Here is a 24,122-nt window from a genome sequence, read left to right on the forward strand (position 1 = left end):
GGCATCCTGCTTAGAAAGTACGCGCTTTGGGCGGGAACGACTCGACCGTCAGCGGCTGCATCTGTACGGGCTTGTAGTCCAGGCGGCTACCCTCGGAATACCAGAGGGTGTGCTTCAGCCAGTTCTCGTCGTCGCGGGTGGGGTGGTCGTTCAGCGCGTGCGCGCCGCGGCTTTCGGTACGATTGGCGGCCGACTTGATGGTGGCGCGCGCCACTTCGGTCATGTTGGCCAGTTCCAGCGCTTCCACGCGTGCCGTATTGAACACCTTGGACTTGTCCTTGAAGGCGATGTGATCCGCCTGCTTGGCCAGTTCCTCGATCTGTCCCACGCCTTCGTTCAGCAGCTGCAAGGTACGGAACACGCCGCAGTGGCGCTGCATGGACATGCGGATGGAGTTGGCGACGTCCTGGGTCTTTTCGCCCGAAGTGCGCGATTCCAGCTTGTTGACGCGGTCCAGCGAATAATCCACGGAGGACTGCGACACCGTCTGGAAGGTGTGCTGGCGTTCGAGATGCTCGCCGACGATATGGTTGCCGGTGGCGCGGCCGAACACGATCAGGTCCAGCAGCGAGTTGGTACCCAGGCGGTTGGCGCCGTGCACCGACACCGCGGCGCATTCGCCGATGGCGTACAGGCCGTTGACGATCTTGCTTTCGCCGTTCTGCCACGACACGACCTGGCCGTGGTAGTTCGCCGGGATGCCGCCCATCTGGTAATGAATGGTCGGCACGACGGGGATCGGTTCCTTGATCGGATCGACGTTGCCGAACTTGATCGCGATTTCGCGGATCGAGGGCAGACGCTTGTTGATCGTTTCGGCGCCCAGATGGTCCAGCTTCAGCACCACGTAGCTGCCGTCCGGACCGCAACCGCGGCCCTCCTTGATTTCCTGGTCCATCGAACGGGACACGAAGTCGCGCGGCGCCAGGTCTTTCAGCGTGGGCGCATAGCGTTCCATGAAACGCTCGCCGTCCTTGTTCAGCAGGATCCCGCCCTCGCCGCGCACGCCCTCGGTGATCAGCACGCCCGCGCCGGCCACGCCGGTCGGGTGGAATTGCCAGAACTCCATGTCCTGCAGCGCGATGCCGGCACGCGCGGCCATGCCCAGGCCGTCGCCGGTATTGATGAAGGCGTTGGTCGAAGCCGCCCAGATGCGGCCGGCGCCGCCGGTGGCCAGCACGGTCGCCTTGGCTTCAAGGATGTAGATTTCGCCGGTTTCCATTTCCAGCGCGGTCACGCCGACGACGTCGCCGTTCTCGTTGCGCAGCAGGTCCAGCGCCATCCATTCGACGAAGAACTGCGTGCGCGCCGCGACGTTGCGCTGGTACAGCGTATGCAGCAGCGCGTGTCCGGTACGGTCCGCGGCGGCACAGGCCCGCTGCACCGGCTTTTCGCCGAAGTTGGCGGTGTGGCCGCCGAAGGGCCGCTGGTAGATAGTGCCGTCCGGGTTGCGGTCGAACGGCATGCCGAAGTGTTCCATCTCGTACACCGCGCTCGGCGCCTCGCGGCACATGAACTCGATGGCGTCCTGGTCACCCAGCCAGTCCGAGCCCTTCACGGTGTCGTACATGTGCCAGTACCAGTTGTCCTCGCTCATGTTGCCCAGCGAGGCACTGACGCCGCCCTGCGCGGCGACGGTGTGCGAGCGGGTGGGAAACACTTTGGACAGCACCGCCACCGACAGGCCCGCCTGGGCCAATTGCAGGGAACAGCGCATGCCGGCACCGCCGGCGCCGACGACCACCACATCGAATTGGCGGCGCGGCAAGGAATTCATGACAGCGACCACGGCTTAGAGCCTCCAGATGATTTGCGCGAAGTAAGCGAGGGAGCCCACCAGCCACAGGATGGTCAGCACTTGCAGCAGCAGGCGCACGCCCACCGGCTTGACGTAGTCCATCCAGATATCCCGCACGCCGATCCAGGCATGCCAGATCAGCGAGACAAAGGCCAGCGTGGCCAGCACCTGGCCCAGCGGCAAGGCGAACACGTGGAAGGAAAACAGCGCCTTCCAGCTCTCGTAGGTGAAGCCCGGCATGACCAGGATGCCCACCAGCAGAACGATGGTGTACAGGGCCAGGATGACCGCGGTAATGCGTTGGGCGATGAAATCCATGGTGCCGTAGTGCGCGCCTACGACCAGGCGCTTGGCGCCATAATTCTTGGTGACAGCCATGCTTACCAGGCTCCGAACAGTTTGAGACCGAACACCACGGTCAGCGCCAGGCTGACCCCCAGCACCACACCGGCGCTGCGCTGCGCGGGCGCCTTGTCGACGCCCTTGTGCAGGTCCAGCAGCAGATAGCGGATGCCCGCACAGAAGTGATGCAGATAGCCCCAGATCAAAGCCAGCAGGATCAGCTTGACGATGGGATTGCCGGTGATCGCGGCGACGTTCGCAAAGCTTTCCTGCGAGGCCAGGCTGGCCGCGAGCAGCGGCAGCAGGACCAAGGGAAGACAGAGGAACAGCAGCGCACCGCTGGCGCGGTGAAGGATCGATACCTTGCCGGGTAGCGGCAGGCGGTAGCTTAGGATCTGCGCAACGCTGATATTGCGAAACTGCGGACGCGGCTTGGCAGCTGAGTCGGACATGACGGCCTCGGGGTTTCGGAACTAGAAAATCGTAACGGCGGGAGTGCCTGGCCCTTGCGGGAAAAACGTATTATTTTCGCCCATGTAACGGGTTGCTATCAAATCGCGAGAAAAAGTCCATCAATTCAAACTATTACGGTAGTAGTAGCGATCGGTCAGGTACAAGCCGCGGCGGATCTCCATCGGCCGGTCGCCATAGGTGTAGGAAGTACGATCCACTTGCAGCAGCGGCGAGCCAGGCGCGACGTTGAGGGCGGCGGCCGCCTCCGGCGTCGCGGCCACCGCGCGCAGTTTTTCGTCGGCGCGGATCATGCTCACGCCGAACTCGGATTCCAGGAAGCCGTACAGGGGCGCCTTGTTGGCGATCAAGAGCTCAAGCGTCAGGCGGCGGAAGATGGAACCGGGCAGGTAAATATCGTCCAGCACCGTGGGTACGCCGCCGAAGGTCAACAGCCGACGGATCGCGACCACGGTTTCGCCCGCCCGCAATTCCAGGGCCCGCGCCACTTCCGCTGAAGCACGCACGCGGCGGCATTCCAGAATGCGGCTTTCGGCGGTGTCGCCCTCGGCGCCCTCGTCGCTGGCCAGCCGCAGGAAGCGGAACCGGACTCGGGCCTCATGGTGGGTGGCGACGAAAGTCCCCTTGCCCTGCCGGCGCAACAGCACGTGTTCGGCGGCCAGCTCGTCGATGGCCTTGCGCACAGTACCCTGGCTGACCTGGAAACGCGCCGCCAGGTCGATCTCGCTGGGGATCGGTTCGCCCGGCTTCCACTCGCCACGGTCCAGGCTTTGCACCAGCAGTTGCTTGATCTGGCGGTACAGCGGACTGAAAGCGGCGCTCGCGCCGCCGGGACCGGCGGCGCCTTTGGTGCGCGAAGAGGTTTCGGGCCGGGGGTCTGCCATGGGGTACGGATAAAGCCACGTCGTGAGCGGCGCAAGCCGACGTGGCCGGAAGTCGAACGGCGCGGGAACTTAGCGCGAAATTGTCGCACAGCGAACCAGCACTGTCCAATATCTTATATAAGAGTGAAGAGTGGCACGGCGGCGATACCTGGATCGTGCCCTCGCGTCCCGGCACGCCAGGCCGCCCTGACGAGCCCGCGCGCCCATACCGGGAGCGCGTAATCCCGCAGGGACATCGCGACAGCCGACCTCCCCGCCCGCCCGCTTATCGGCTCTGCCCTGCGCCGATAACGCTATGTGGATTCAGTCCGCCACCCCGAACTCGATGGAGAGTGCCTTGGGGATGTATGGAACGCTTTTGCTCAGGCAGTTTTTGCCGTCGCACAGCGCGGTCTCGACTTCGGGCGCATTCGATGGGGGATTGGAATCCACCAGGATTTGTGTGTGCCACTTGTTGTCGCTAAATGAATTCACGTAATGCAAAACCGTTGAACCCCTGCTATTGGATACTTGCCATTTGACGATGGAATCCGTTTTGACCGCGGCCTTCTGGATATAAAAATCCTCCTCCTTTGCGAAGGTGGCTTCCGGGCGACCGTTATCCGCCATATTGACGCTGTTCAGCCTTTTGAGCGTCAGGTCGCCCTCGGCGCCCTGCACAAACCTCATTCCAACCACGTCAGCCCCCTTCGGGGCATACGAGATCGTGAAATAGTCAAAATCGCCGCTCACGGCATGACCGAAACATTGCGCGGCCTTGGGATTCTCCTTGGTGCCGCACCATACGGTCATGGCCATCAATCCAGCGACCTCCGGCCAAAACGCGGTCGACCAGCTTCCGGTCTTGGAGTGATCGAAGTAGAACTGCCCGCCCTCGGGGGGATCCGCGAATTTCCACGTCACGGTCTTGGGCGCGCTCCAGCACTCGCTAAGTGGCTGGTCGTCGTCCGTCATCGGGAATTGCTTCGACTGTTTCGGATCCACCGAAATAGTGCTTGGTCCGTCCGCGTACATGCAGTGCGACGCGGTTTTGGCCAGCGTCGTCGTAAGGTCGGTATTATTTTCGATGACCACCGTATAGTCCTTGGATGCCACGGCGTTGCTCGCCCACATCCATAACGGCAAAAATAGAACAGATACCGCAAGCCAGGTCCGAAGCCTTTTCACGATGATTTCCTCCATGTCCGCTTGGCGCCCGCGGCGCAGTAGTTTTGCCCAGGGTTGCCGGGTCACGTTCGGCTGCAGGCGTTTACGCTGCCCGGTCGATGCCAAGATAAGCCCTTGCCGCCACTCCGCTAGAGCAATCTAAGGTAACCAAACCCATACATCCTTTATCCCGATGGGCAATTGACGTTAACGTCAAGTCGACCTAGCATGGGGGCCGTTTACGGCGCCGCTCATCGCTAGCCGCGCACGCAGCGATTACACTATCCGGCGAGATTTTTCTCGACGACCATTACGGAGAATGTTCATGTCCAAGCCCGCTTTGCGCGTCGCCGTGACCGGCGCCGCCGGTCAAATCGGCTACGCCCTGCTGTTTCGCATCGCTTCCGGCGAAATGCTCGGCAAAGACCAGCCTGTCATCCTGCAACTGCTCGAAATCCCGGACGAGAAGGCCCAAAAGGCGCTGAAGGGCGTCATGATGGAACTGGATGACTGCGCCTTCCCGCTGCTGCAGGAAATGACCGCGCACAGCGATCCGCGCACCGCGTTCAAGGATGCCGACGTCGCCCTGCTGGTGGGCGCCCGTCCCCGCGGCCCCGGCATGGAGCGCAAGGATCTGCTGACGGTCAACGCGCAGATCTTCACGGCCCAGGGCCGCGCGCTGAACGAAGTCGCCAAGCGCGACGTCAAGGTCCTGGTGGTCGGCAACCCCGCCAACACCAACGCCTACATCGCCATGAAGTCCGCGCCGGATCTGCCGGCCGCGAATTTCACCGCCATGCTGCGCCTGGATCACAACCGCGCCCTGTCGCAACTGGCCGCCAAGTCGGGCAAGGCCGTGGCCGACATCGAAAAACTCATCGTCTGGGGCAACCATTCGCCCACGATGTATCCGGACATCCGTTTCGCCACCGTCGGCGGCCAAAGCCTGGCCAAGCTGATCAACGACGACGCGTGGAACCGCGACGTCTTCATCCCGACCGTGGGCAAGCGCGGCGCCGCCATCATCGATGCGCGCGGCCTGTCGTCGGCCGCTTCGGCCGCCAACGCCGCCATCGACCACGTGCGCGACTGGGTCCTGGGCAGCAACGGCAAGTGGGTCACCATGGGCATTCCGTCCGACGGCTCCTACGGCATCCCGGAAGGCATCATCTACGGCGTGCCGGTCACCACCGAGAACGGCAAGTACACCCGTGTCACCGGGCTGGAAATCGACGCTTTCTCGCGCGAGCGCATGGACCTGACGCTGAAGGAACTGCTCGAAGAACGCGACGGCGTGAAAGACTTGCTGAAGTAACCCGCCAGCGCCAAAGAAAAGGCCCGTACCGTGCGGGCCTTTTTTTGGCCGGTTTGGGGCAGGACAGTCGCTTTTCCCGGTTCGATACACCCGGCTTCGAGCCGCCGCCGGGCGGACGTCCCACGCGGCAGGTACGCATCGAAACGACATGGCGTCGCCCACGAAGCGGCGCGATAGGTCCCCTCAGGAAAGGAAAGGAGCAGACATGAGCACTTCCGAACAAGAACAGCAAAAACCCGGATTCAAGCCGAAGAAATCGGTCGCGCTATCGGGCGTGGTGGCCGGCAACACGGCGTTGTGCACGGTGGGCCGCAGCGGCAACGACCTGCACTACCGGGGCTACGACATCCTGGACATCGCCGACACCAGCGAGTTCGAGGAGATCGCCCACCTGCTGGTCCACGGCAAGCTGCCGAATAAAGCCGAACTGCAAGCCTACAAGCGCAAACTGCGGGCGCTGCGCGGCCTGCCGGCGCAGTTGCAGGTTGCGCTGGAGGCCCTGCCCGCGTCCAGCCATCCCATGGACGTGATGCGCACGGCCGTGTCGGTGCTCGGCTGCATCCTGCCGGAGAAGGACGATCACAATCAGCCGGGCGCGCGCGATATCGCCGACCGCCTCATGGCCAGCCTGGGCTCGGCGCTGCTGTATTGGTATCACTACAGCCACAATGGGCGCATCATCGACGTCGAGACCGACGACGACAGTATTGGCGGCCATTTCCTGCACCTGCTGCACGGCGAGCAGCCCAGCGATGACTGGGTCAAGGCCATGCACAGCTCGCTGATCCTGTACGCGGAGCACGAGTTCAATGCCTCGACCTTCACCTGCCGGGTCGTCGCGGGGACCGGTTCGGATATGTATTCGGCGATCTCCGCCGGCATCGGCGCGCTGCGCGGTCCCAAGCACGGCGGGGCCAACGAGGTCGCCTTCGAAGTGCAAAGCCGCTACGAGACGCCGGACGAGGCCGAAGCGGACATCCGCCGCCGCGTGGAGAACAAGGAAGTGGTCATCGGCTTCGGGCATCCGGTCTATACGGTCTCTGACCCGCGCAACAAAGTCATCAAGGCGATCTCGCACAAGCTGTCCAAGCACAGCGGCAGCATGCATCTGTACAACATCGCCGAACGCATCGAAAGCGTGATGTGGGACGCCAAGAAGATGTTCGCCAACCTGGACTGGTATTCCGCGGTCAGCTACCACAAGATGGGCGTGCCCACGGCGATGTTCACGCCGCTCTTTGTGATCGCCCGCACGGCGGGCTGGGCCGCGCACATCATCGAACAGCGCGTGGACAACAAGATCATCCGGCCCACGGCCAACTACGTGGGGCCGGAAGACCGCAAATTCGTCCCCCTGGAAAAGCGCAAGTAATCCGCCTCACGCAACGGGAAGGCAACATCATGTCCTCGCATATCTCCAATGTCCGGCCGCAGCCGGACCAGGTCCTGGTCGACATCGCCGACTACGTCCTGAACTATGAAATCAAGAGCGAGCTGGCCTACGAGACCGCGCGCAACTGCCTGATCGACACGCTGGGCTGCGGGCTGGAAGCGCTGGAATATCCGGCCTGCCGCAAGCTGCTGGGGCCCATCGTTCCCGGCACGGTGGTGCCCAATGGGGCGAAGGTGCCCGGCACGCAGTTCCAGCTCGATCCGGTACAGGCGGCGTTCAACATCGGCGCCATGATCCGCTGGCTGGACTTCAACGACACCTGGCTGGCCGCCGAGTGGGGCCATCCGTCGGACAACCTGGGCGGCATCCTGGCCACGGCGGACTGGCTGTCGCGCAACGCGGTCGCCGCGGGCAAGCCCGCCCTGAGCATGCGCACCGTGCTGACGGGCATGATCAAGGCCCACGAAATCCAGGGTTGCATCGCGCTGGAGAACTCGTTCAACAAGGTCGGGCTGGACCACGTCGTACTGGTCAAGGTGGCCTCCACGGCCGTGGTCGCCGAAATGCTGGGCCTGAGCCGCGAAGAGATCATCAATGCGGTGTCACTGGCCTGGGTCGATGGCCAAAGCCTGCGCACCTATCGGCACGCCCCGAACGCGGGCAGCCGCAAGAGCTGGGCGGCGGGCGATGCCACCAGCCGCGCCGTGCGCCTGGCCCTGATCGCCCGCACCGGCGAGATGGGCTATCCGTCCGTGCTGACCGCCAAGACCTGGGGCTTTTACGACGTCTCTTTCAAGGGCCAGCCGTTCAAGTTCCAGCGCCCGTACGGCAGCTACGTGATGGAGAACGTGCTGTTCAAGATTTCCTATCCCGCCGAATTCCATTCGCAGACCGCGGTGGAATGCGCGATGCAGCTGCACCAGCAGATGGCCGCGCAGGGCAAGCAGGCCAAGGACATCAAGAAGATCACCATCCGCACGCACGAAGCCTGCATCCGCATCATCGACAAGAAAGGCCCGCTGAACAACCCGGCGGACCGCGATCACTGCATCCAGTACATGGTGGCTGTGCCGCTGATCTTCGGCCACCTGACGGCGGCGGATTACGAGGATGAGTTCGCCCGCGATCCCCGCATCGACGCGCTGCGCGAGAAAATCGAATGCGTGGAGGACCCTGCGTTCACGCGGGACTATCACGATCCGGACAAACGCTCGATCGCCAACGCGCTGACCATCGAGTTCAACGACGGCAGCACGCTGGGCGAAGTGGTGTGCGAGTATCCCATCGGGCACCGGCGCCGCCGCCAGGACGGCATCCCGTTGCTGGAGGCCAAGTTCCGCACCAATCTGGCTCGGCAGTTCCCGGCGCGGCAGCAAAACCGCATCCTGGACGTATCGCTCGACCAGAAGAAGCTGGAAGCCATGCCGGTCCACGAGTACGTGGATCTGTACGTCATTTAGGGCCGACCACGTAAGCGGGTCCGCGCCGACGCGGGCTGCGGCGTTTGCGCGGACGGACCGCACGGACGCAGCCCCTCGATGGCGCGCACCGGCGCGCCATCGGGCACGACGGCCCCTATCCGCATCGAGGTTATGCTTACGGGCATGAACGAATCCATTTACATTGTCGCGCTTACCGCCGCCTTCAATATCTTCGTCGCCTGCTTTTTCGTGGCGGCTGTCTCGCTCGTGGCGATCTGGTTTTTCAAGCTGGATCGCATCAACGACGTGCTGCGGCACCCGCTGCTGCAGCACCGGCCTTTCCGCCAATTCCCGCGCGCCATCCAGGCGGGTATCTTCCTGGACTATTTCCTGCGCCTGATGTTCCCGCGTGCCCGCAAGGGACTGTTCGGACAGGCCAACCGCAACCTCGCCCACGTCGATCCTGCCCATGTCCCCATGGAAATCAAATGGCCGATCATGGGCCTGTGGGCGGGATGCTGGGTCGGCCTGCTTGCCATGATCACCGTATGGACACTCCTGCTACTGCGCCACTGAATGCCCGCACGGTTCGTCCGTTTACCGCTTCGCATCCACGGCAGACGTGCCGACAATAGGACATAGCCATGATCAAGATCTGGGGTCGCGTCAACTCCGTCAACGTGCAAAAGGTGCTGTGGTGTTGCGACGAGCTGTCGCTGCCCTATGACCGCATCGACGCCGGACTGCAGTTCGGCCGCAACAACGAGCCGGAATACCTGGGGATGAACCCCAATGGCAAGGTTCCGACGCTGGAAGACGGCGATTTCGTGCTGTGGGAATCCAACTCCATCATCCGCTACCTTGCCATGCAATACGGAGCGCAAAGCGGGCTGTATCCGGAAGCGCCGCGCCTGCGCGCTTCGATCGACCGCTGGATGGACTGGGTGCTTTCGACGCTGCAGCCGGTCGAGCGCAACGTGTTCTGGGGCATGGTACGCACGCCCCCGGAAAAGCGCGACATGGCGGCCATCCAGAAATCCGCGGACGAGGCCGGCAGGCTATGGCAGATGGTGGATCTCCATCTGCAAGGACGCGAATTCCTGGAAGGCCAGGCCTTTACCCTGGCGGACATCGTGCTGGGCGCGTATTGCCGGCGTTTCATCGGCCTGGACGGCATCCGGCGGCCCGATACACCGCATCTGCAGGCCTGGTACGACGGCTTGAAGCGCCGTCCGGCTTTCCAGCGCCACATCGCACCGGCATTGACCTGATCCCCCGAAAGCCCGTCGACGACGGGCTTTTCCCTATCCCGTATCCGTTTCCCGCACCTATCACCCGACAACCACCATCATGACCATAGAACTCCACACCTGGAATACGCCGAACGGCCGCAAGATCAGCGTCGCACTGGAAGAAATGGGCTTGCCCTATACGGTACATCCCGTCGATATCCGCAATGGCGAACAGCACAAGCCGGACTTCCTGCGCATCAGCCCCAACAACCGGATCCCGGCCATCGTCGATCCGCAAGGGCCCGATGCCGCGCCGATCAGCGTGTTCGAATCCGGGGCCATCCTGCTGTACCTGGGTGAAAAGACGGGCAAATTCCTGCCCGCGGGGCTGGGCGCGCGCGTTCCGGTACTGGAATGGCTGATGTGGCAGATGGGTGGATTCGGCCCGATGCCTGGACAGGCGCATCATTTCCTCGGCCTGCAAAACGAAGACGACAAGCGCTACGGCGCCAAGCGCTACGTGGACGAAACCCGCCGCCTTTACGGCGTGCTCGATCGCCGGCTGAACAAGGTGGAGTTCGTCGCCGGCGATATTTCGATCGCCGACTTCGCCATCGTTGGCTGGGCATGGCGCCACGAACGGCATCAGGTCGACCTGGTTGACTTTCCCAATGTCAAGCGCTGGTACGAGACGATGATGGCACGTCCCGCCACACGCCGAGGCTTTGAAGTAAAGCTGGACAACCTGTAAAGATTGTGAAGGGACGGGGTTGCGTGCTTTGTGATCCCCGAACCTTATCTCATTGAGATTACAGCGAATTTTGGTTTTGTCCGTGACATGTCCAAATGGTTGTCCACAGTAAATGTGGACAGATTTGGCTACATCGCGCGAAGCGGCCGCCTTGTGGATAAGACGCGGGGCACTGGCTTTCCAAAGACCGCGGCCGGGCTTGCTCCGATCGGGTGCCTGGCTTCCCCGGCCCGGTGCTAGGCTTTCTTCGAGCGGGCGGTCGTCGCCTGCTGTTCCTGGCCCTGCTCGAAAACCTCCACGATGGCATCGGCCACGGCTCGCACACGGGCGGTCCGGTGCAGGTCTCCATGCATGACCAGCCACAGGTCATAGAACTGCGCGCAATCCGGCCAGATGCGTACCAGGCTGGAGGCGTCCTGGGCCAGGTAGGTGGACAGCTCCGCCACGCCCAAGCCGCGATTGGCGGCTTCCAGCATCATCAAGCCTGAATTCACCTCCAACGCCACGCGCGCGTTGCCGAACGGCTCGCCACAGAGGGTGTCCGCACGTGCCCCAAAAACCGCGCGCTGGTAAACCACGACCGAATGGCCCTCGAAAGCCGTGCCCCGCCGCGGTTCGCCGTGCTGCTTCAGGTATCGCTTGCTGGCATACAAGCCGAGCTCGCGCCTGCCCAATCGCCGGGATATCAGATCGGGACTGTCGGGCCGCACGTTTCGAACCGCGATGTCGGCCTCGCGCCGCGTCAGGTTGCTCAGTTGCGTGGATGCCGTCAGCACAATGCGCAGATCCGGATGGGCGTCGCGCAACTTCTGGATGGCCGGCATCATGAACGCGCGGGCAATAGTGTCGGACGTGGTCACCCGCACTGTCCCGGATACCCTTTCATCGGTGCCTTGCGTCAGGCGTTCCAATTGATCGGCCGCGCTTTCCATGGCCTCGGCCGCCGGCAACGCCAGCTCGGCGGCGCGCGTCGGCACGTACCCGCGCGGCGTATGCAGGAACAAGCGGGCGTGCAGCGCTTGCTCCAGCGCACGCAGTCGCCTGCCGACGGTGGCCTGGTCCACGTGCAACAAGGCCGCCGCGGCGCGCAGCGTGCCGCCACGATAGATCGCCAGGAGTATTCGCGCGTCGTCCCAGTCCATGCCGATGCAAATTTGCATTGCCCAAACGCAATTCTACGTATTTTTGCATCAGCAGACAGAAGATATGATTCGCGCCTAAGGAGAAATGCGTGCCCAAGCCGCGCCCAAGACACTGGCCGACACGCCGGCTGTCCCATACCCGCCCATGCCCGAACTGACTTCCTCCGTTTCCGTCGCGCCCGAGCCGCGTGTCCGCTATCTGCCCTTGATCACCCTGGCCATGGGGTTCGTCATGGCCACCCTGGACGTCACGGTCGTCAACGTCGCCCTGTCCAATATCGCCGGTCAATTGCAAGTGCCGTTGTCGGGCCTGGTCTGGGTGGTGGACGGCTATACGCTCACTTTCGCCGCGATGCTGCTGGTCGGCGGCGGCCTGGCAGACCGCTTCGGCGCGAAGAACGTCTACCAGACCGGCCTGGCGGTCTTCGTCCTGGCCTCTCTGCTGTGCGGGGCGGCCGCCAACGGCACGACGCTGGTCATCGCACGTTTCCTCCAGGGCTTGGGGGCCGCGCTGTTCATGCCCAGCTCCTTGAGCCTGCTGACTCGCGCCTATCCCGACGACCGGGTGCGTGCCCGCATGCTGGGGCTATGGTCGGCCATCGTATCGGTCGCCGGCGTTTCCGGGCCGCTCGTGGGCGGCATATTGATCGACCGGTTTGGCTGGCGCAGCATCTTCCTGGTCAACCTTCCCATCGGATTGATCGGGCTGGCAATGGCGCAAAACATCATCCCGCGATCCGTGCGCCACTCCCGCGCATTGAATGCGCCCAGCCATCTGCTGGGCGTCACGGCGTTGGCAGGATTGAGTTTCACGCTGATCGAAGGGCCGGTGCACGGCTGGACGTCGCTTCCCATTCTTTGCGGAGCTTCCGTCATGCTGGTCGCGGCCGCGGCCTTCGTCCAGCGCGAACGCAGTATTGCCACGCCCCTGCTACCGCGGGAGCTTTTCAGGACAGCGCGGTTCCCCGCCGCCAATATGCTGGGCTTCCTGATCAATTTCGGCGGCTATGGACAGTTGTTCCTGCTAAGCCTCTTCCTGCAGGAAGCACGCGGCGCCACGCCCCTGACGGCCGGCATGCAACTGCTGCCCACCATGATGCTGTTCACGCTCGGCAACCTGTCGGCCCCTCGCCTCGTGGTGCGCTTCGGCCCGCGCGCGGCCCTGATGGGCAGCATGACCTTGTGCGCGACGGCCAGTGCGGCGACGGCCTGGATACTCCGTCCCGAAACGGATTACTGGCTGTTCGCCGCTATCGTCTCGTTGATCAACCTGGGCGTCGGCATTGCCGTTCCGGCGATGACCGCGGTGGTCATGCAGATCTCCGGGCAGTCCCACGCCAATATCGCGGCCGCGTGCCTGAATGCCAACCGGCAGATCGGCGTACTGGTCGGCGTGGCCGTCATGGGGACTATCCTGCACGCCTATGCGGATTGGCATATTTCCCTGGTCCTGGCCTTCGGCACCATGGGAACGCTATACGGAATCGGCACCGCGTTGGTATGGCGGTATATACATACGGACGGCGCGAAGCGTTAAAGTGAGCGACACGTTTCCGTTCCGGAAACGCCTGCCAGGAGACTCCCGGATGGATATTTCGGTTACCCACGACCCTGCATCGCACCGCTTCAAGGCCATCGTGGACCAGCATGAAAGCCACCTGGAGTACGCATTGCGGGATGGCGTCATGGCGATTCTCCACACCATCGTTCCACCCGAGGTCGGCGGCCGCGGCATTGCGGGCCATCTGACCGTCGCGGCGATCGAATACGCACGTTCGCATGCCTTGAAGATTGCGCCCCAGTGCGCCTACGCCGCCGCGTACTTCCAACGCCACCCGGAATACGCCGACCTGCTGGCATAGGCTCTGTCGCGCGGGACCGGCCTGCGTTGGCATAAGCGTTGACGGTTAAACGGGCTCATTCCCGGGTAAGCGTTAAGGGCCAGGCCGACGCATTGGCATAATGCGTGGCCGATCGCGCCAATACATCGGCGGCGGCGTTAACGGGCAAACCGACCGTTGACAGAAGCATTAGCGTAGACCCGACCAGGTAGCACGACCTTGACCGATTCCGCCATGACTTGTCCCTGCGGCACAGGCCGAACCTATCCCGCCTGCTGCGGCAAATGGCACGAGGGACCGCATCATTTACAGGCCCCGACCGCCGAAGCCCTGATGCGCTCGCGATACAGCGCCTATGTGCTCGATCTGCTCGACTATATACGCGACACCTGGCATCCGGCCACGCGGCCGACGCATATGGAGCCCAACCCGCCCGGTTTGAAATGGCTGGGTCTGCAGGTAAAGCACCACACGGTCAAGGACGAAGAACACGCGGAGGTGGAGTTCGTCGCGCGCAGCCGTTTGCATGGCAAAGGCCAACGCATGCACGAAACCAGCCGCTTCGTCCGGGAAAACGGCCGTTGGCTGTACGTCGACGGGGACCAACGCTAGCGACCGGTCCTCGCAGTCGCATCGCAGCGGTCCGAACCCTCCTTCGTCGCGCGCAAGCGGGCCGCAAAACTCCGGAAGTTGCTTCACCCTGGAAGCAGCCGCCGCTGGCCGCAAAAGCAAAACCCCGCTGGGGAGCCCAGCGGGGTTTTGGGGATAAGAGCCTGACGATGACCTACTTTCACAGACGTCCGTCCACTATCATCGGCGCGAAGGCGTTTCACTGTCCTGTTCGGGATGGGAAGGAGTGGTACCACCTTGCTATGGTCGTCAGGCGTAAAGGGTTGCGCGCCGCGCGCGGTCCGGTAAGGACGCTGCGCGTCACGCCAATCTGGATGAAGCACGCCGGGCGGTGAGGTCCGGGCGAGGGTATTGGGGTGGCCAGCCTGGCGCTTTCGCGCGGGGGGCTGGGCACAGGATTCGGGTTGGGACTGCGTGGCGGATCGCAAGCGATCCGCATTGGCACGTCTACGCCAAGCAATCAGGGCAAGTCACGGGGCAGGTTGCGCGAGGCAACAGGCGCCGGCTTGCGGTCAGCTGCAAGGGTTGTTCGATGGGGGTCTAACCATCAGGGTTATAGGATCAAGCCGCACGGGCAATTAGTATCGGTTAGCTTAACGCATTACTGCGCTTCCACACCCGACCTATCAACGTCCTGGTCTTGAACGACCCTTCAGGGGGCTCGAGGCCCCGGGATACCTAATCTTCAGACGAGTTTCCCGCTTAGATGCCTTCAGCGGTTATCTCTTCCGTACATAGCTACCCGGCAATGCCATTGGCATGACAACCGGTACACCAGAGGTACGTCCACTCCGGTCCTCTCGTACTAGGAGCAGGCTCCGTCAAGTATCCAACGCCCACGGCAGATAGGGACCAAACTGTCTCACGACGTTTTAAACCCAGCTCACGTACCTCTTTAAATGGCGAACAGCCATACCCTTGGGACCGGCTACAGCCCCAGGATGAGATGAGCCGACATCGAGGTGCCAAACACCGCCGTCGATATGAACTCTTGGGCGGTATCAGCCTGTTATCCCCAGAGTACCTTTTATCCGTTGAGCGATGGCCCTTCCATTCAGAACCACCGGATCACTATGTCCTGCTTTCGCACCTGTTCGACTTGTCAGTCTCACAGTCAAGCACGCTTATGCCATTGCACTATCAGCACGATTTCCGACCGTACCTAGCGTACCTTCGAACTCCTCCGTTACGCTTTGGGAGGAGACCGCCCCAGTCAAACTGCCCACCATGCACTGTCCCCAACCCGGATAACGGGCCAAGGTTAGAACCGCAAACAGACCAGGGTGGTATTTCAAGGTTGGCTCCACCGAATCTGGCGACTCGGTTTCCGCGCCTCCCACCTATCCTACACAGGCCGGTTCACAGTCCAATGCAAAGCTACAGTAAAGGTTCATGGGGTCTTTCCGTCTAGCCGCGGGTAGATTGCATCATCACAAACACTTCAACTTCGCTGAGTCTCGGGAGGAGACAGTGTGGCCATCGTTACGCCATTCGTGCAGGTCGGAACTTACCCGACAAGGAATTTCGCTACCTTAGGACCGTTATAGTTACGGCCGCCGTTTACCGGGGCTTCGATCAAGAGCTTGCACCCCATCACTTAACCTTCCGGCACCGGGCAGGCGTCACACCCTATACGTCGACTTTCGTCTTTGCAGAGTGCTGTGTTTTTAATAAACAGTCGCAGCCACCGATTCTCTGCGACCCCATCATGCTCAGCGCGCAGGCGCCTCACACTACCGGGGCATACCTTCTCCCGAAGTTACGGTATCAATTTGCCGAGTTCCTTCTCCCGAGTTCTCTCAAGCGCCTTGGAATATTCATCCCGTCCACCTGTGTCGGTTTGCGGTACGGTCTCGTACAGCTGAAGCTTAGAGGCTTTTCTTGGAACCACTTCCAATCACTTCGCGAGACATGCTCGCTCGTGCCACACCCTTGAGTCACGCGCCCGGATTTGCCTAAGCGCCCTCTCTAATGCAGCAACAGGGACTTCCAACACCCTGATGATCTTCCGCGATCCGTCCCCCCATCGCACTGTACGACGGTGCTGGAATATTAACCAGCTTCCCATCAGCTACGCATCTCTGCCTCGCCTTAGGGGCCGACTCACCCTGCGCCGATGAACGTTGCGCAGGAAACCTTGGACTTACGGCGAGGGGGCTTTTCACCCCCTTTATCGCTACTCATGTCAGCATTCGCACTTCTGATACCTCCAGCAACCCTTACGAGTCACCTTCACAGGCTTACAGAACGCTCTCCTACCGCGTGCAGTTTGACCTGCACACCCGCAGCTTCGGTTTATCGCTTAGCCCCGTTACATCTTCCGCGCAGGACGACTCGATCAGTGAGCTATTACGCTTTCTTTAAAGGATGGCTGCTTCTAAGCCAACCTCCTGACTGTCTAAGCCTTCCCACTTCGTTTCCCACTTAGCGATAATTGGGGACCTTAGCTGGCGGTCTGGGTTGTTTCCCTCTTGAGTCCGGACGTTAGCACCCGGTGCTCTGTCTCCCAAGCTGGACTTGCGGGTATTCGGAGTTTGCCATGGTTTGGTAAGTCGCCATGACCCCCTAGCCATAACAGTGCTCTACCCCCCGCAGTCATACTTGAGGCACTACCTAAATAGTTTTCGGAGAGAACCAGCTATTTCCAGATTTGTTTAGCCTTTCACCCCTATCCACAGCTCATCCCCTAGTTTTTCAACACTAGTGGGTTCGGTCCTCCAGCACGTGTTACCGTGCCTTCAACCTGGCCATGGATAGATCATCTGGTTTCGGGTCTACACCCAGCGACTGAACGCCCTATTCGGACTCGCTTTCGCTACGCCTTCCCTATCCGGTTAAGCTTGCCACTGAATGTAAGTCGCTGACCCATTATACAAAAGGTACGCCGTCACCCCACAAGGAGGCTCCGACTGTTTGTATGCATACGGTTTCAGGATCTATTTCACTCCCCTTCCGGGGTTCTTTTCGCCTTTCCCTCACGGTACTGGTTCACTATCGGTCGATCACGAGTATTTAGCCTTGGAGGATGGTCCCCCCATCTTCAAACAGGATTTCACGTGTCCCGCCCTACTTCTCTTACGCCTAGTTCCACGCATTGCATTTCGCCTACAGGGCTATCACCTGCTACGGCCGGGCTTTCCATCCCGTTCGACTATACAACGCGCTAAATCGTAAAGGCTCTTCCGATTTCGCTCGCCACTACTTTCGGAATCTCGGTTGATTTCTGTTCCTCGAGTTACTGAGATGTTTCAGTTCACCCGGTTCGCTTCCTGGAACCTATGTATTCAGCCCAGGATACCGCCTTGCGGCGGTGGGTTTCCCCATTCGGATATCTGCGGATCAATGCTTGTTTGCCAGCTCCCCGCAGCTTTTCGCAGGCTACAACGTCCTTCATCGCCTGTGATCGCCAAGGCATCCACCATATGCACTTAGTCGCTTGATCCTATAACGCTAATGGCTATAAAACCTCTTCAAGCAACCGTCTTGCTTCTGACATGATTACTTCGCGTTTGTGCCGTTCAAATCCTCAATACACTTGAGTTTGAACTATCATGCAATCACAACCCGTATCCAACGGCGCATCAAATATCAATGCACCGCCAATACTTCTCGTTGTGCTTCTTCCAGATTGTTAAAGAACGAATAAAACTGTCGAGCCAAAAACTCAACGCTCAATACCCCGGCCGCTCGCCCCGCTTCACGGAACAAACACCGGCAGACACTGACCGTTGAACTCTCTTTTCTCGCGGACCCGGCCTCACGCCGCCCCAGCCCCCGAGTCGGGCGCCAAGCACAGCACCACCAAACGAAACTGGTGGAGGTGAACGGGATCGAACCGATGACATCCTGCTTGCAAAGCAGGCGCTCTCCCAGCTGAGCTACACCCCCAGATAAACTGTGGTGGGTCTGGTTGGATTCGAACCAACGACCCCCGCCTTATCAAGACGGTGCTCTAACCGACTGAGCTACAGACCCAATTCGCATCGGATCCGCTATCGATCCAGTCTTTTTCAACAACCGATAAGTGTGGCCGCTTAACAGACAACAGCACTTGCTCTGAAAGGAGGTGATCCAGCCGCACCTTCCGATACGGCTACCTTGTTACGACTTCACCCCAGTCATGAATCCTACCGTGGTAATCGCCCTCCTTGCGGTTAGGCTAACTACTTCTGGTAAAACCCACTCCCATGGTGTGACGGGCGGTGTGTACAAGACCCGGGAACGTATTCACCGCGACATGCTGATCCGCGATTACTAGCGATTCCGACTTCACGCAGTCGAGTTGCAGACTGCGATCCGGACTACGATCGGGTTTCTGGGATTGGCTCCCCCTCGCGGGTTGGCGACCCTCTGTCCCGACCATTGTATGACGTGTGAAGCCCTACCCATAAGGGCCATGAGGACTTGACGTCATCCCCACCTTCCTCCGGTTTGTCACCGGCAGTCTCATTAGAGTGCCCTTTCGTAGCAACTAATGACAAGGGTTGCGCTCGTTGCGGGACTTAACCCAACATCTCACGACACGAGCTGACGACAGCCATGCAGCACCTGTGTTCCGGTTCTCTTGCGAGCACTCCCAAATCTCTTCGGGATTCCAGACATGTCAAGGGTAGGTAAGGTTTTTCGCGTTGCATCGAATTAATCCACATCATCCACCGCTTGTGCGGGTCCCCGTCAATTCCTTTGAGTTTTAATCTTGCGACCGTACTCCCCAGGCGGTCAACTTCACGCGTTAGCTGCGCTACCAAGGCCCGAAGGCCCCAACAGCTAGTTGACATCGTTTAGGGCGTGGACTACCAGGGTATCTAATCCTGTTTGCTCCCCACGCTTTCGTGCATGAGCGTCAGTGTTATCCCAGGGGGCTGCCTTCGCCATCGGTGTTCCTCCACATATCTACGCATTTCACTGCTACACGTGGAATTCCACCCCCCTCTGACACACTCTAGCCCGGTAGTTAAAAATGCAGTTCCAAGGTTAAGCCCTGGGATTTCACATCTTTCTTTCCGAACCGCCTGCGCACGCTTTACGCCCAGTAATTCCGATTAACGCTTGCACCCTACGTATTACCGCGGCTGCTGGCACGTAGTTAGCCGGTGCTTATTCTGCAGGTACCGTCAGTTACGCCAGGTATTAGCCGGCGCCGTTTCTTTCCTGCCAAAAGTGCTTTACAACCCGAAGGCCTTCATCGCACACGCGGGATGGCTGGATCAGGGTTGCCCCCATTGTCCAAAATTCCCCACTGCTGCCTCCCGTAGGAGTCTGGGCCGTGTCTCAGTCCCAGTGTGGCTGGTCGTCCTCTCAAACCAGCTACGGATCGTCGCCTTGGTGAGCCGTTACCCCACCAACTAGCTAATCCGATATCGGCCGCTCCAATAGTGCGAGGTCCGAAGATCCCCCGCTTTCCCCCTTAGGGCGTATGCGGTATTAGCTACGCTTTCGCGTAGTTATCCCCCGCTACTGGGCACGTTCCGATACATTACTCACCCGTTCGCCACTCGCCGCCAGACCGAAGTCCGCGCTGCCGTTCGACTTGCATGTGTAAGGCATCCCGCCAGCGTTCAATCTGAGCCAGGATCAAACTCTTCAGTTCAATCTCTGTTTCGTACAGCCCACGCGTCTTCCGACACGGGACTGTCTTTCGCTAGCGCTCTCAAAGGAAGTGAGGACCCAGACGAATTTGACTTCGCCTGATTCCTGACACTTACTTATATGAGCACTTGATTTCTTCGGCCCCATCCAAGACCCTGCACTTGCGTGCCGATCCCGGACGAGTGCGCCGCCATCCATCAAGCGCCCACACTTATCGGTTGTTTAGTTTTTAAAGAACAGGTGGGCTCGCTACCCGGGAGGTCTTGCAACCCCCGCTGACTTCGCCTGCCGCGTCGCTGGTGTTTCCACCCGGTGTTTCCACCGTTTTGCTTCGCGTCGTTTGCTGTGCCAGCAGCAGAGAAACGAGATTATGAAGACATTTTTTTGGGCTGTCAAATCAAGCTCGCTTCGACTTCACACCCGCGCACTCGACAACCTGACTTCACTTTCCCGCCTTCACTTATCGTCCACCGCGACTCCCAAAGCGGCACCGGAATCACCCGCGCCGGCAGTCCGTTGAGAACCACCACCGTGGTGCTTCCGCGTCGCCGGTGTCGTGACCGGTTCGCGAACAGCGAAGGGGCGCGACTATAGCACACGCGTGATGGTGCCGGGGTGCACGGCTATGGCTCCCGCATTGCGGACTTGGCGCGGAAGATTCGGCATCCAAGATTCTGCATGCAACGTCCAGCATGGAAGAGCCGGCACGGAAGACCGGGCGGAGCAAGATCGCATGGGATGCACGTGCGTGGAAAGGCTTACGCTTGTATGGTCAACCCGACAAAGAAGCCTGCCCCGGAGAAACGCCGTTCCCGCGCGCTATCCCACGGCGTCGACGCGTGCAATGGGGCGGAGTGCAAAAGGCGCGTGGATCCGCACACGAACGGAGATTGGCCCGTTTCAGATCGATGTAGGCGCGCACCCGCCACAATATCGATCCGATAGACCCGCTGTTCCTTTCGCGGCGCACTCCCTGAGCCGGCGCGATATATCTGTATGGGACAGACCTGGAGACCTGCATGAGCACCCCCCGTTTGCCCCGCGTTCCCTTGCTGGAACCCGCGCAGATGAGTCCCGAACAGAAGCGCATCCATGATGTGATCACTGCCGGACCTCGCGGACAGGTGCGCGGGCCGCTGGGTGTCTGGCTGCACCGTCCCGCGATGGCGGAGCATGCGCAGGCCCTGGGCCAGTACTGCCGCTATGAAACCAGCCTGCCCACGCGGCTGTCGGAATGGGCGATCCTGATCATGGCGCGCCACTGGGGATCGGAGTACGAGTGGTGGGCCCACAAGCCCCGGGCCATCAAGGCCGGTGTGAGCGAAACGATGATCGCTGCCTTGCGCGACGGCACGCCCATCGAATACACGCATGCCGACGAAGCGCTGGTCCACGAATTCCTGAAGGTTCTGCACGAAACCCGCCGGACCCCGCAGGAACTGTATGACCGCATCGTGCATGTGCTGGGAGAATCCGGCGTTATCGACCTTGTGAGCATCGCCGGCTACTACACCTTGATCGCCATGACGCTGGGCGCTTTCGATATCCAGCCACCGGAAGGGACACCCGCCGAATTGGGCTGAATGGCGGGAACCCGGCCGGGCCGCGAACGCAAACGCAAACGCCGGCCGCTGTGCGCGGCGCGAACCGCGCACAGCCTTCCACTTACCAGTAATAGAGCATGAGCGCGTTGGCCCGGCTTAGTTCGAATTCCCTCAGCGCCTCGGCTTCGGCCAGCATCTCCGGCGACGCCCCCATATCTAGCAGTTCTGCACTGCTGTACTGACGCAGATCCAGAACGGTGTTCGGCGCGGACCAGCTCTTCCACAGCGCTACGAACGGCAACGCCAGCAGGCCACCGAGCGTACGCCAGACCCCAGGGCATTCCGCGGCAACGGGGGAAGCGGCGGCCACGGGGGTAGAGATATCGGACATTGAAGGGCTCCTGAATAAGAACACAAAGGGGTGTCGTTGAAACCGTCGGGCAACAAGCGGCTGGAAGTACCCTCCGCACGCGCGCCGGTTCCGTCAGGGGCAGATGGCGCAAGCTCAACCGGACTGAATAACCGGCAAGCCCGGGCATCCCAACGCAGGAAGAGATGCCGCTATCCGTGCTCGATTCCGGAGATCGCCCCCTTGCGATCCCGTCGTCGAATCGATGCCTCCACCGCGGGCCGATTTCTTTTGCCGCGATCAGACGGGCGCCTGCCCGGCCGGCGCAACGCGCATGGCACTCTCGCCCGGCGGTCTGCCCTGCCGGGGGATAAGCCGTGATCGCGCCTCGCGCGACGGTGGTTAGAATATCGAACCAGTATGGCGACAGGAATCCATATTTTTTGGTCATTCTGGTCGGTTTTTCTAACCAGCTACGCACCCATGGCCCGCTTGCCCTTGAATACGCTGCCGGTCTTCCGCGCTGTCGCGGAAACCCAGAACCTGCGTGCCGCCGCCGATGCGCTGCACCTGACGCATAGCGCCGTCAGCCAGCAGATCCGTTTGCTGGAGACCCGGCTGGGCCATGCCTTGTTCGACCGGCGCGGACGGCGGGTCGTCCTCAACTCGTCAGGCGCGGCCCTGCTGCGCAGTGTCCAGGGCGCCCTGGCGCTGCTGGACGAAGGCGTCCAGGCAGCCGCCGCGGCGGCGGGGTCGTCGGCGCAGAGACTGCGTATCAGCGTGCTGCCCTCCTTTGCGCAACGCTGGCTGCTGCCGCGCATGGGGCGATGGCGCGAAAAGCACCCCGACCTGGCCCTGGAAATCGAAACCTCGCAACAGGTGGCGGATCTGCAACGCGAGGGTTTTCATGCGGCACTGCGGCAGGGCCTGGGCAATTGGCCCGGACTGGCGGCCGAACGCCTGTTCGATGGATCGATGTCCATGATTCTGGTTGGGAACCCAGCCGCGGCGCGCAGGCTGGCCGGCGCGTCGCCGGAGGCCTACCTGGATGAGCCATTGCTGGGCGAAAGCGCCTTATGGGAGCACTGGCTGGCGGCCGCCGGGCTGCGCCGCAAGGTGACGCCGGTGGCGGTGTTCAACGATGCGGGTCTGTTGCTTTCGGCGGTGGAGCAAGGGCTGGGGCTTGCCGTGGTACGCGAACTCCTGGCCGCCGATGCGTTGCGGGATGGGCACCTGGTTCGGCTGTCACCCATCTCGGTGGACTACGAAGGCGCGCGCGCCTATCACCTGGTGTATCCCCCCGCCTTGCGCGACTGGCCGCCGCTGCAGGCGTTACGGACGTGGATGCATGACGAACTGGAAATCTCGCGGTCGGAACTGCTCAGGGAGCGAAGTCCGTGAACGCGCGTTCATAACGCCTCCCGGCGCGGCAACCGCCCCGGGCTCGCGCCGCACGCGGGCAAGCGTGGCGCGACGATCGCCGTGTTGCCCGCGCCCTGGGCGGGGCGACTCCGGCGTCCACCGTCCCTAGGCCGCATCGAGCTCCGGATAGTGGCGGAATATTCCGTCGCCATAGGGCAGGCGGCGATCGCTGGACAGATAGCCCTGCAACTCCGGCAGCGCGGCCACCCGCTCGTACAGGCGCCGGACCTTCGGGTACTGGCCCGCCAGGGTGGCCATGCGCTTGGGGAAGGCGAAGCGCAACCCATCGATCAGCTGGAATAGCGACAGGTCGGCATAGGTCCATTTTTCACCGCCCGCCAGCCATAAGCCTTCGTGCACCAGAACGCGTTCGAACCAGGCCAGGAACTTGGGAATACGCTCCTCGCGGAAATGCTTCGCGCGGCGCGCGGCCTCTTTTTTCTGATCCTCGTAATAGAGGCTGTTGGCGATGGGATGGTGTACATCGTGCGCCTCGGCGACGAGGTCGGCGATGGTGAGCTGTATCTGGTGCACCCAAAGGCGGCCGGCCAGGTCTTGCGGCGCCAGGCCATGCTTTTCGCCCAGGAAAAGCAGGATGTTGGCCGTCTGGCCCACGGATATGCCTTCCCCGACCAGGTAAGGCGGCGCGAAAGGCGGATGGTGATCGCGAGTCTTCATGTCCCGTACGATGGCCGCATCGCCGCCGGGTTCGCGCGCCCTGTCCCGATACGGAATGCCGGCAGCTTCCAGCGCCAGACGCACGAACTCGCCGCGTCCCGGAATGCCGTCCCAATACCAAAGGTCGTAAGGTGCCATCGATGCATCTCCAACGGGAAAGACGACGCTTAGCAA

The 24,122-nt window shown here is 61.5% G+C and carries 19 protein-coding genes, 2 tRNA genes and 3 rRNA genes; 11 read left to right on the plus strand and 13 right to left on the minus strand.

Going from position 1 to position 24,122, the window contains the following annotated elements:
• Positions 1 to 10: 10 nt before the first annotated feature.
• The 5 genes from sdhA to CAL28_RS20410 form a co-directional block, all read right to left on the minus strand.
• Positions 11 to 1,789, minus strand: coding sequence for a succinate dehydrogenase flavoprotein subunit (gene sdhA / locus CAL28_RS20390; protein ID WP_094843053.1), 1,779 nt, complete (start codon positions 1,787 to 1,789; stop codon positions 11 to 13).
• A 3-nt stretch (positions 1,790 to 1,792) separates the two neighbouring features.
• Positions 1,793 to 2,176, minus strand: coding sequence for a succinate dehydrogenase, hydrophobic membrane anchor protein (gene sdhD / locus CAL28_RS20395; protein ID WP_086066107.1), 384 nt, complete (start codon positions 2,174 to 2,176; stop codon positions 1,793 to 1,795).
• Between the two features lie 2 nt (positions 2,177 to 2,178).
• Positions 2,179 to 2,592 carry a succinate dehydrogenase, cytochrome b556 subunit gene (sdhC, locus tag CAL28_RS20400; protein WP_094843054.1) on the minus strand — a complete coding sequence of 138 codons (414 nt, stop codon included), beginning with the start codon at positions 2,590 to 2,592 and terminating at the stop codon, positions 2,179 to 2,181.
• A gap of 120 nt (positions 2,593 to 2,712) precedes the next feature.
• The gene (locus tag CAL28_RS20405) at positions 2,713 to 3,495 is read right to left on the minus strand and encodes a GntR family transcriptional regulator (RefSeq protein ID WP_094843055.1); all 783 of its coding nucleotides are present in this window, start codon (positions 3,493 to 3,495) and stop codon (positions 2,713 to 2,715) included.
• Positions 3,496 to 3,798: 303 nt separating this feature from the next.
• Positions 3,799 to 4,767, minus strand: a complete 969-nt coding sequence (locus CAL28_RS20410; protein ID WP_141218221.1) for a hypothetical protein — start codon at positions 4,765 to 4,767, stop codon at positions 3,799 to 3,801.
• Between the two features lie 199 nt (positions 4,768 to 4,966).
• Between CAL28_RS20410 and CAL28_RS20415 the strand changes: the two genes are divergently transcribed.
• The 6 genes from CAL28_RS20415 (at position 4,967) to CAL28_RS20440 (ending at position 10,753) form a co-directional block, all read left to right on the plus strand.
• On the plus strand, positions 4,967 to 5,956 hold the full coding sequence (locus tag CAL28_RS20415) for a malate dehydrogenase (RefSeq protein ID WP_094843057.1): 990 nt from the start codon (positions 4,967 to 4,969) through the stop codon (positions 5,954 to 5,956).
• Between the two features lie 205 nt (positions 5,957 to 6,161).
• Positions 6,162 to 7,328 carry a bifunctional 2-methylcitrate synthase/citrate synthase gene (gene prpC, locus CAL28_RS20420; RefSeq protein ID WP_094843058.1) on the plus strand — a complete coding sequence of 389 codons (1,167 nt, stop codon included), beginning with the start codon at positions 6,162 to 6,164 and terminating at the stop codon, positions 7,326 to 7,328.
• Between the two features lie 29 nt (positions 7,329 to 7,357).
• On the plus strand, positions 7,358 to 8,809 hold the full coding sequence (locus CAL28_RS20425; protein ID WP_094840438.1) for a bifunctional 2-methylcitrate dehydratase/aconitate hydratase: 1,452 nt from the start codon (positions 7,358 to 7,360) through the stop codon (positions 8,807 to 8,809).
• Between the two features lie 144 nt (positions 8,810 to 8,953).
• On the plus strand, positions 8,954 to 9,346 hold the full coding sequence (locus CAL28_RS20430) for a hypothetical protein (protein WP_094844744.1): 393 nt from the start codon (positions 8,954 to 8,956) through the stop codon (positions 9,344 to 9,346).
• Positions 9,347 to 9,414: 68 nt separating this feature from the next.
• Complete coding sequence (locus CAL28_RS20435; protein WP_094843059.1) at positions 9,415 to 10,041, plus strand: glutathione S-transferase family protein; 627 nt, start codon at positions 9,415 to 9,417, stop codon at positions 10,039 to 10,041.
• Between the two features lie 79 nt (positions 10,042 to 10,120).
• Positions 10,121 to 10,753: a glutathione S-transferase family protein gene (locus tag CAL28_RS20440; RefSeq protein ID WP_094843060.1), complete on the plus strand. Its 633-nt coding sequence runs from the start codon at positions 10,121 to 10,123 to the stop codon at positions 10,751 to 10,753.
• A 236-nt stretch (positions 10,754 to 10,989) separates the two neighbouring features.
• Here the strand turns inward: CAL28_RS20440 and CAL28_RS20445 are convergent, their stop codons facing one another.
• Positions 10,990 to 11,895: a LysR family transcriptional regulator gene (locus CAL28_RS20445; protein ID WP_094844745.1), complete on the minus strand. Its 906-nt coding sequence runs from the start codon at positions 11,893 to 11,895 to the stop codon at positions 10,990 to 10,992.
• 85 nt (positions 11,896 to 11,980) lie between these two features.
• Here CAL28_RS20445 and CAL28_RS20450 point away from each other — a divergent pair, with 85 nt between their 5' ends.
• From CAL28_RS20450 to CAL28_RS20460, 3 genes are all read left to right on the plus strand, one after another.
• Complete coding sequence (locus CAL28_RS20450) at positions 11,981 to 13,432, plus strand: MFS transporter (RefSeq protein ID WP_440588406.1); 1,452 nt, start codon at positions 11,981 to 11,983, stop codon at positions 13,430 to 13,432.
• A 49-nt stretch (positions 13,433 to 13,481) separates the two neighbouring features.
• The gene (locus CAL28_RS20455) at positions 13,482 to 13,757 is read left to right on the plus strand and encodes a GNAT family N-acetyltransferase (RefSeq protein ID WP_094843061.1); all 276 of its coding nucleotides are present in this window, start codon (positions 13,482 to 13,484) and stop codon (positions 13,755 to 13,757) included.
• 213 nt (positions 13,758 to 13,970) lie between these two features.
• The gene (locus CAL28_RS20460; protein ID WP_094843062.1) at positions 13,971 to 14,348 is read left to right on the plus strand and encodes a YchJ family protein; all 378 of its coding nucleotides are present in this window, start codon (positions 13,971 to 13,973) and stop codon (positions 14,346 to 14,348) included.
• Positions 14,349 to 14,507: 159 nt separating this feature from the next.
• On the opposite strand, the gene rrf is transcribed toward CAL28_RS20460, so the two are convergent.
• The 5 genes from rrf to CAL28_RS20485 all read right to left on the minus strand — a co-directional run bounded on the left by rrf (position 14,508) and on the right by CAL28_RS20485 (position 19,956).
• Positions 14,508 to 14,620, minus strand: a 5S ribosomal RNA gene (gene rrf, locus CAL28_RS20465).
• Between the two features lie 303 nt (positions 14,621 to 14,923).
• A 23S ribosomal RNA gene (locus tag CAL28_RS20470) occupies positions 14,924 to 17,808 on the minus strand.
• Positions 17,809 to 18,178: 370 nt separating this feature from the next.
• Positions 18,179 to 18,254 (minus strand) — tRNA-Ala (locus tag CAL28_RS20475).
• 10 nt (positions 18,255 to 18,264) lie between these two features.
• A tRNA-Ile gene (locus tag CAL28_RS20480) sits at positions 18,265 to 18,341 on the minus strand.
• Between the two features lie 84 nt (positions 18,342 to 18,425).
• Positions 18,426 to 19,956, minus strand: a 16S ribosomal RNA gene (locus CAL28_RS20485).
• The 16S, 23S and 5S rRNA genes sit together here with 2 tRNA genes alongside, the layout of an rRNA operon.
• A gap of 1,018 nt (positions 19,957 to 20,974) precedes the next feature.
• Between CAL28_RS20485 and CAL28_RS20490 the strand changes: the two genes are divergently transcribed.
• Entirely contained in the window at positions 20,975 to 21,538 is a 564-nt protein-coding gene (locus CAL28_RS20490; RefSeq protein ID WP_176464050.1) for a carboxymuconolactone decarboxylase family protein, read from the plus strand.
• Between the two features lie 82 nt (positions 21,539 to 21,620).
• On the opposite strand, the gene CAL28_RS20495 is transcribed toward CAL28_RS20490, so the two are convergent.
• Positions 21,621 to 21,890 carry a hypothetical protein gene (locus CAL28_RS20495; RefSeq protein ID WP_094843063.1) on the minus strand — a complete coding sequence of 90 codons (270 nt, stop codon included), beginning with the start codon at positions 21,888 to 21,890 and terminating at the stop codon, positions 21,621 to 21,623.
• Positions 21,891 to 22,331: 441 nt separating this feature from the next.
• Between CAL28_RS20495 and CAL28_RS20500 the strand changes: the two genes are divergently transcribed.
• On the plus strand, positions 22,332 to 23,249 hold the full coding sequence (locus CAL28_RS20500; protein WP_176464051.1) for a LysR substrate-binding domain-containing protein: 918 nt from the start codon (positions 22,332 to 22,334) through the stop codon (positions 23,247 to 23,249).
• 126 nt (positions 23,250 to 23,375) lie between these two features.
• Here the strand turns inward: CAL28_RS20500 and CAL28_RS20505 are convergent, their stop codons facing one another.
• Positions 23,376 to 24,086 carry a glutathione S-transferase gene (locus tag CAL28_RS20505; RefSeq protein ID WP_094843065.1) on the minus strand — a complete coding sequence of 237 codons (711 nt, stop codon included), beginning with the start codon at positions 24,084 to 24,086 and terminating at the stop codon, positions 23,376 to 23,378.
• Positions 24,087 to 24,122 lie beyond the last annotated feature (36 nt).

The sequence above is a fragment of the Bordetella genomosp. 11 genome (assembly GCF_002261215.1).
Taxonomy (GTDB): Bacteria; Pseudomonadota; Gammaproteobacteria; order Burkholderiales; family Burkholderiaceae_B; genus Bordetella_C.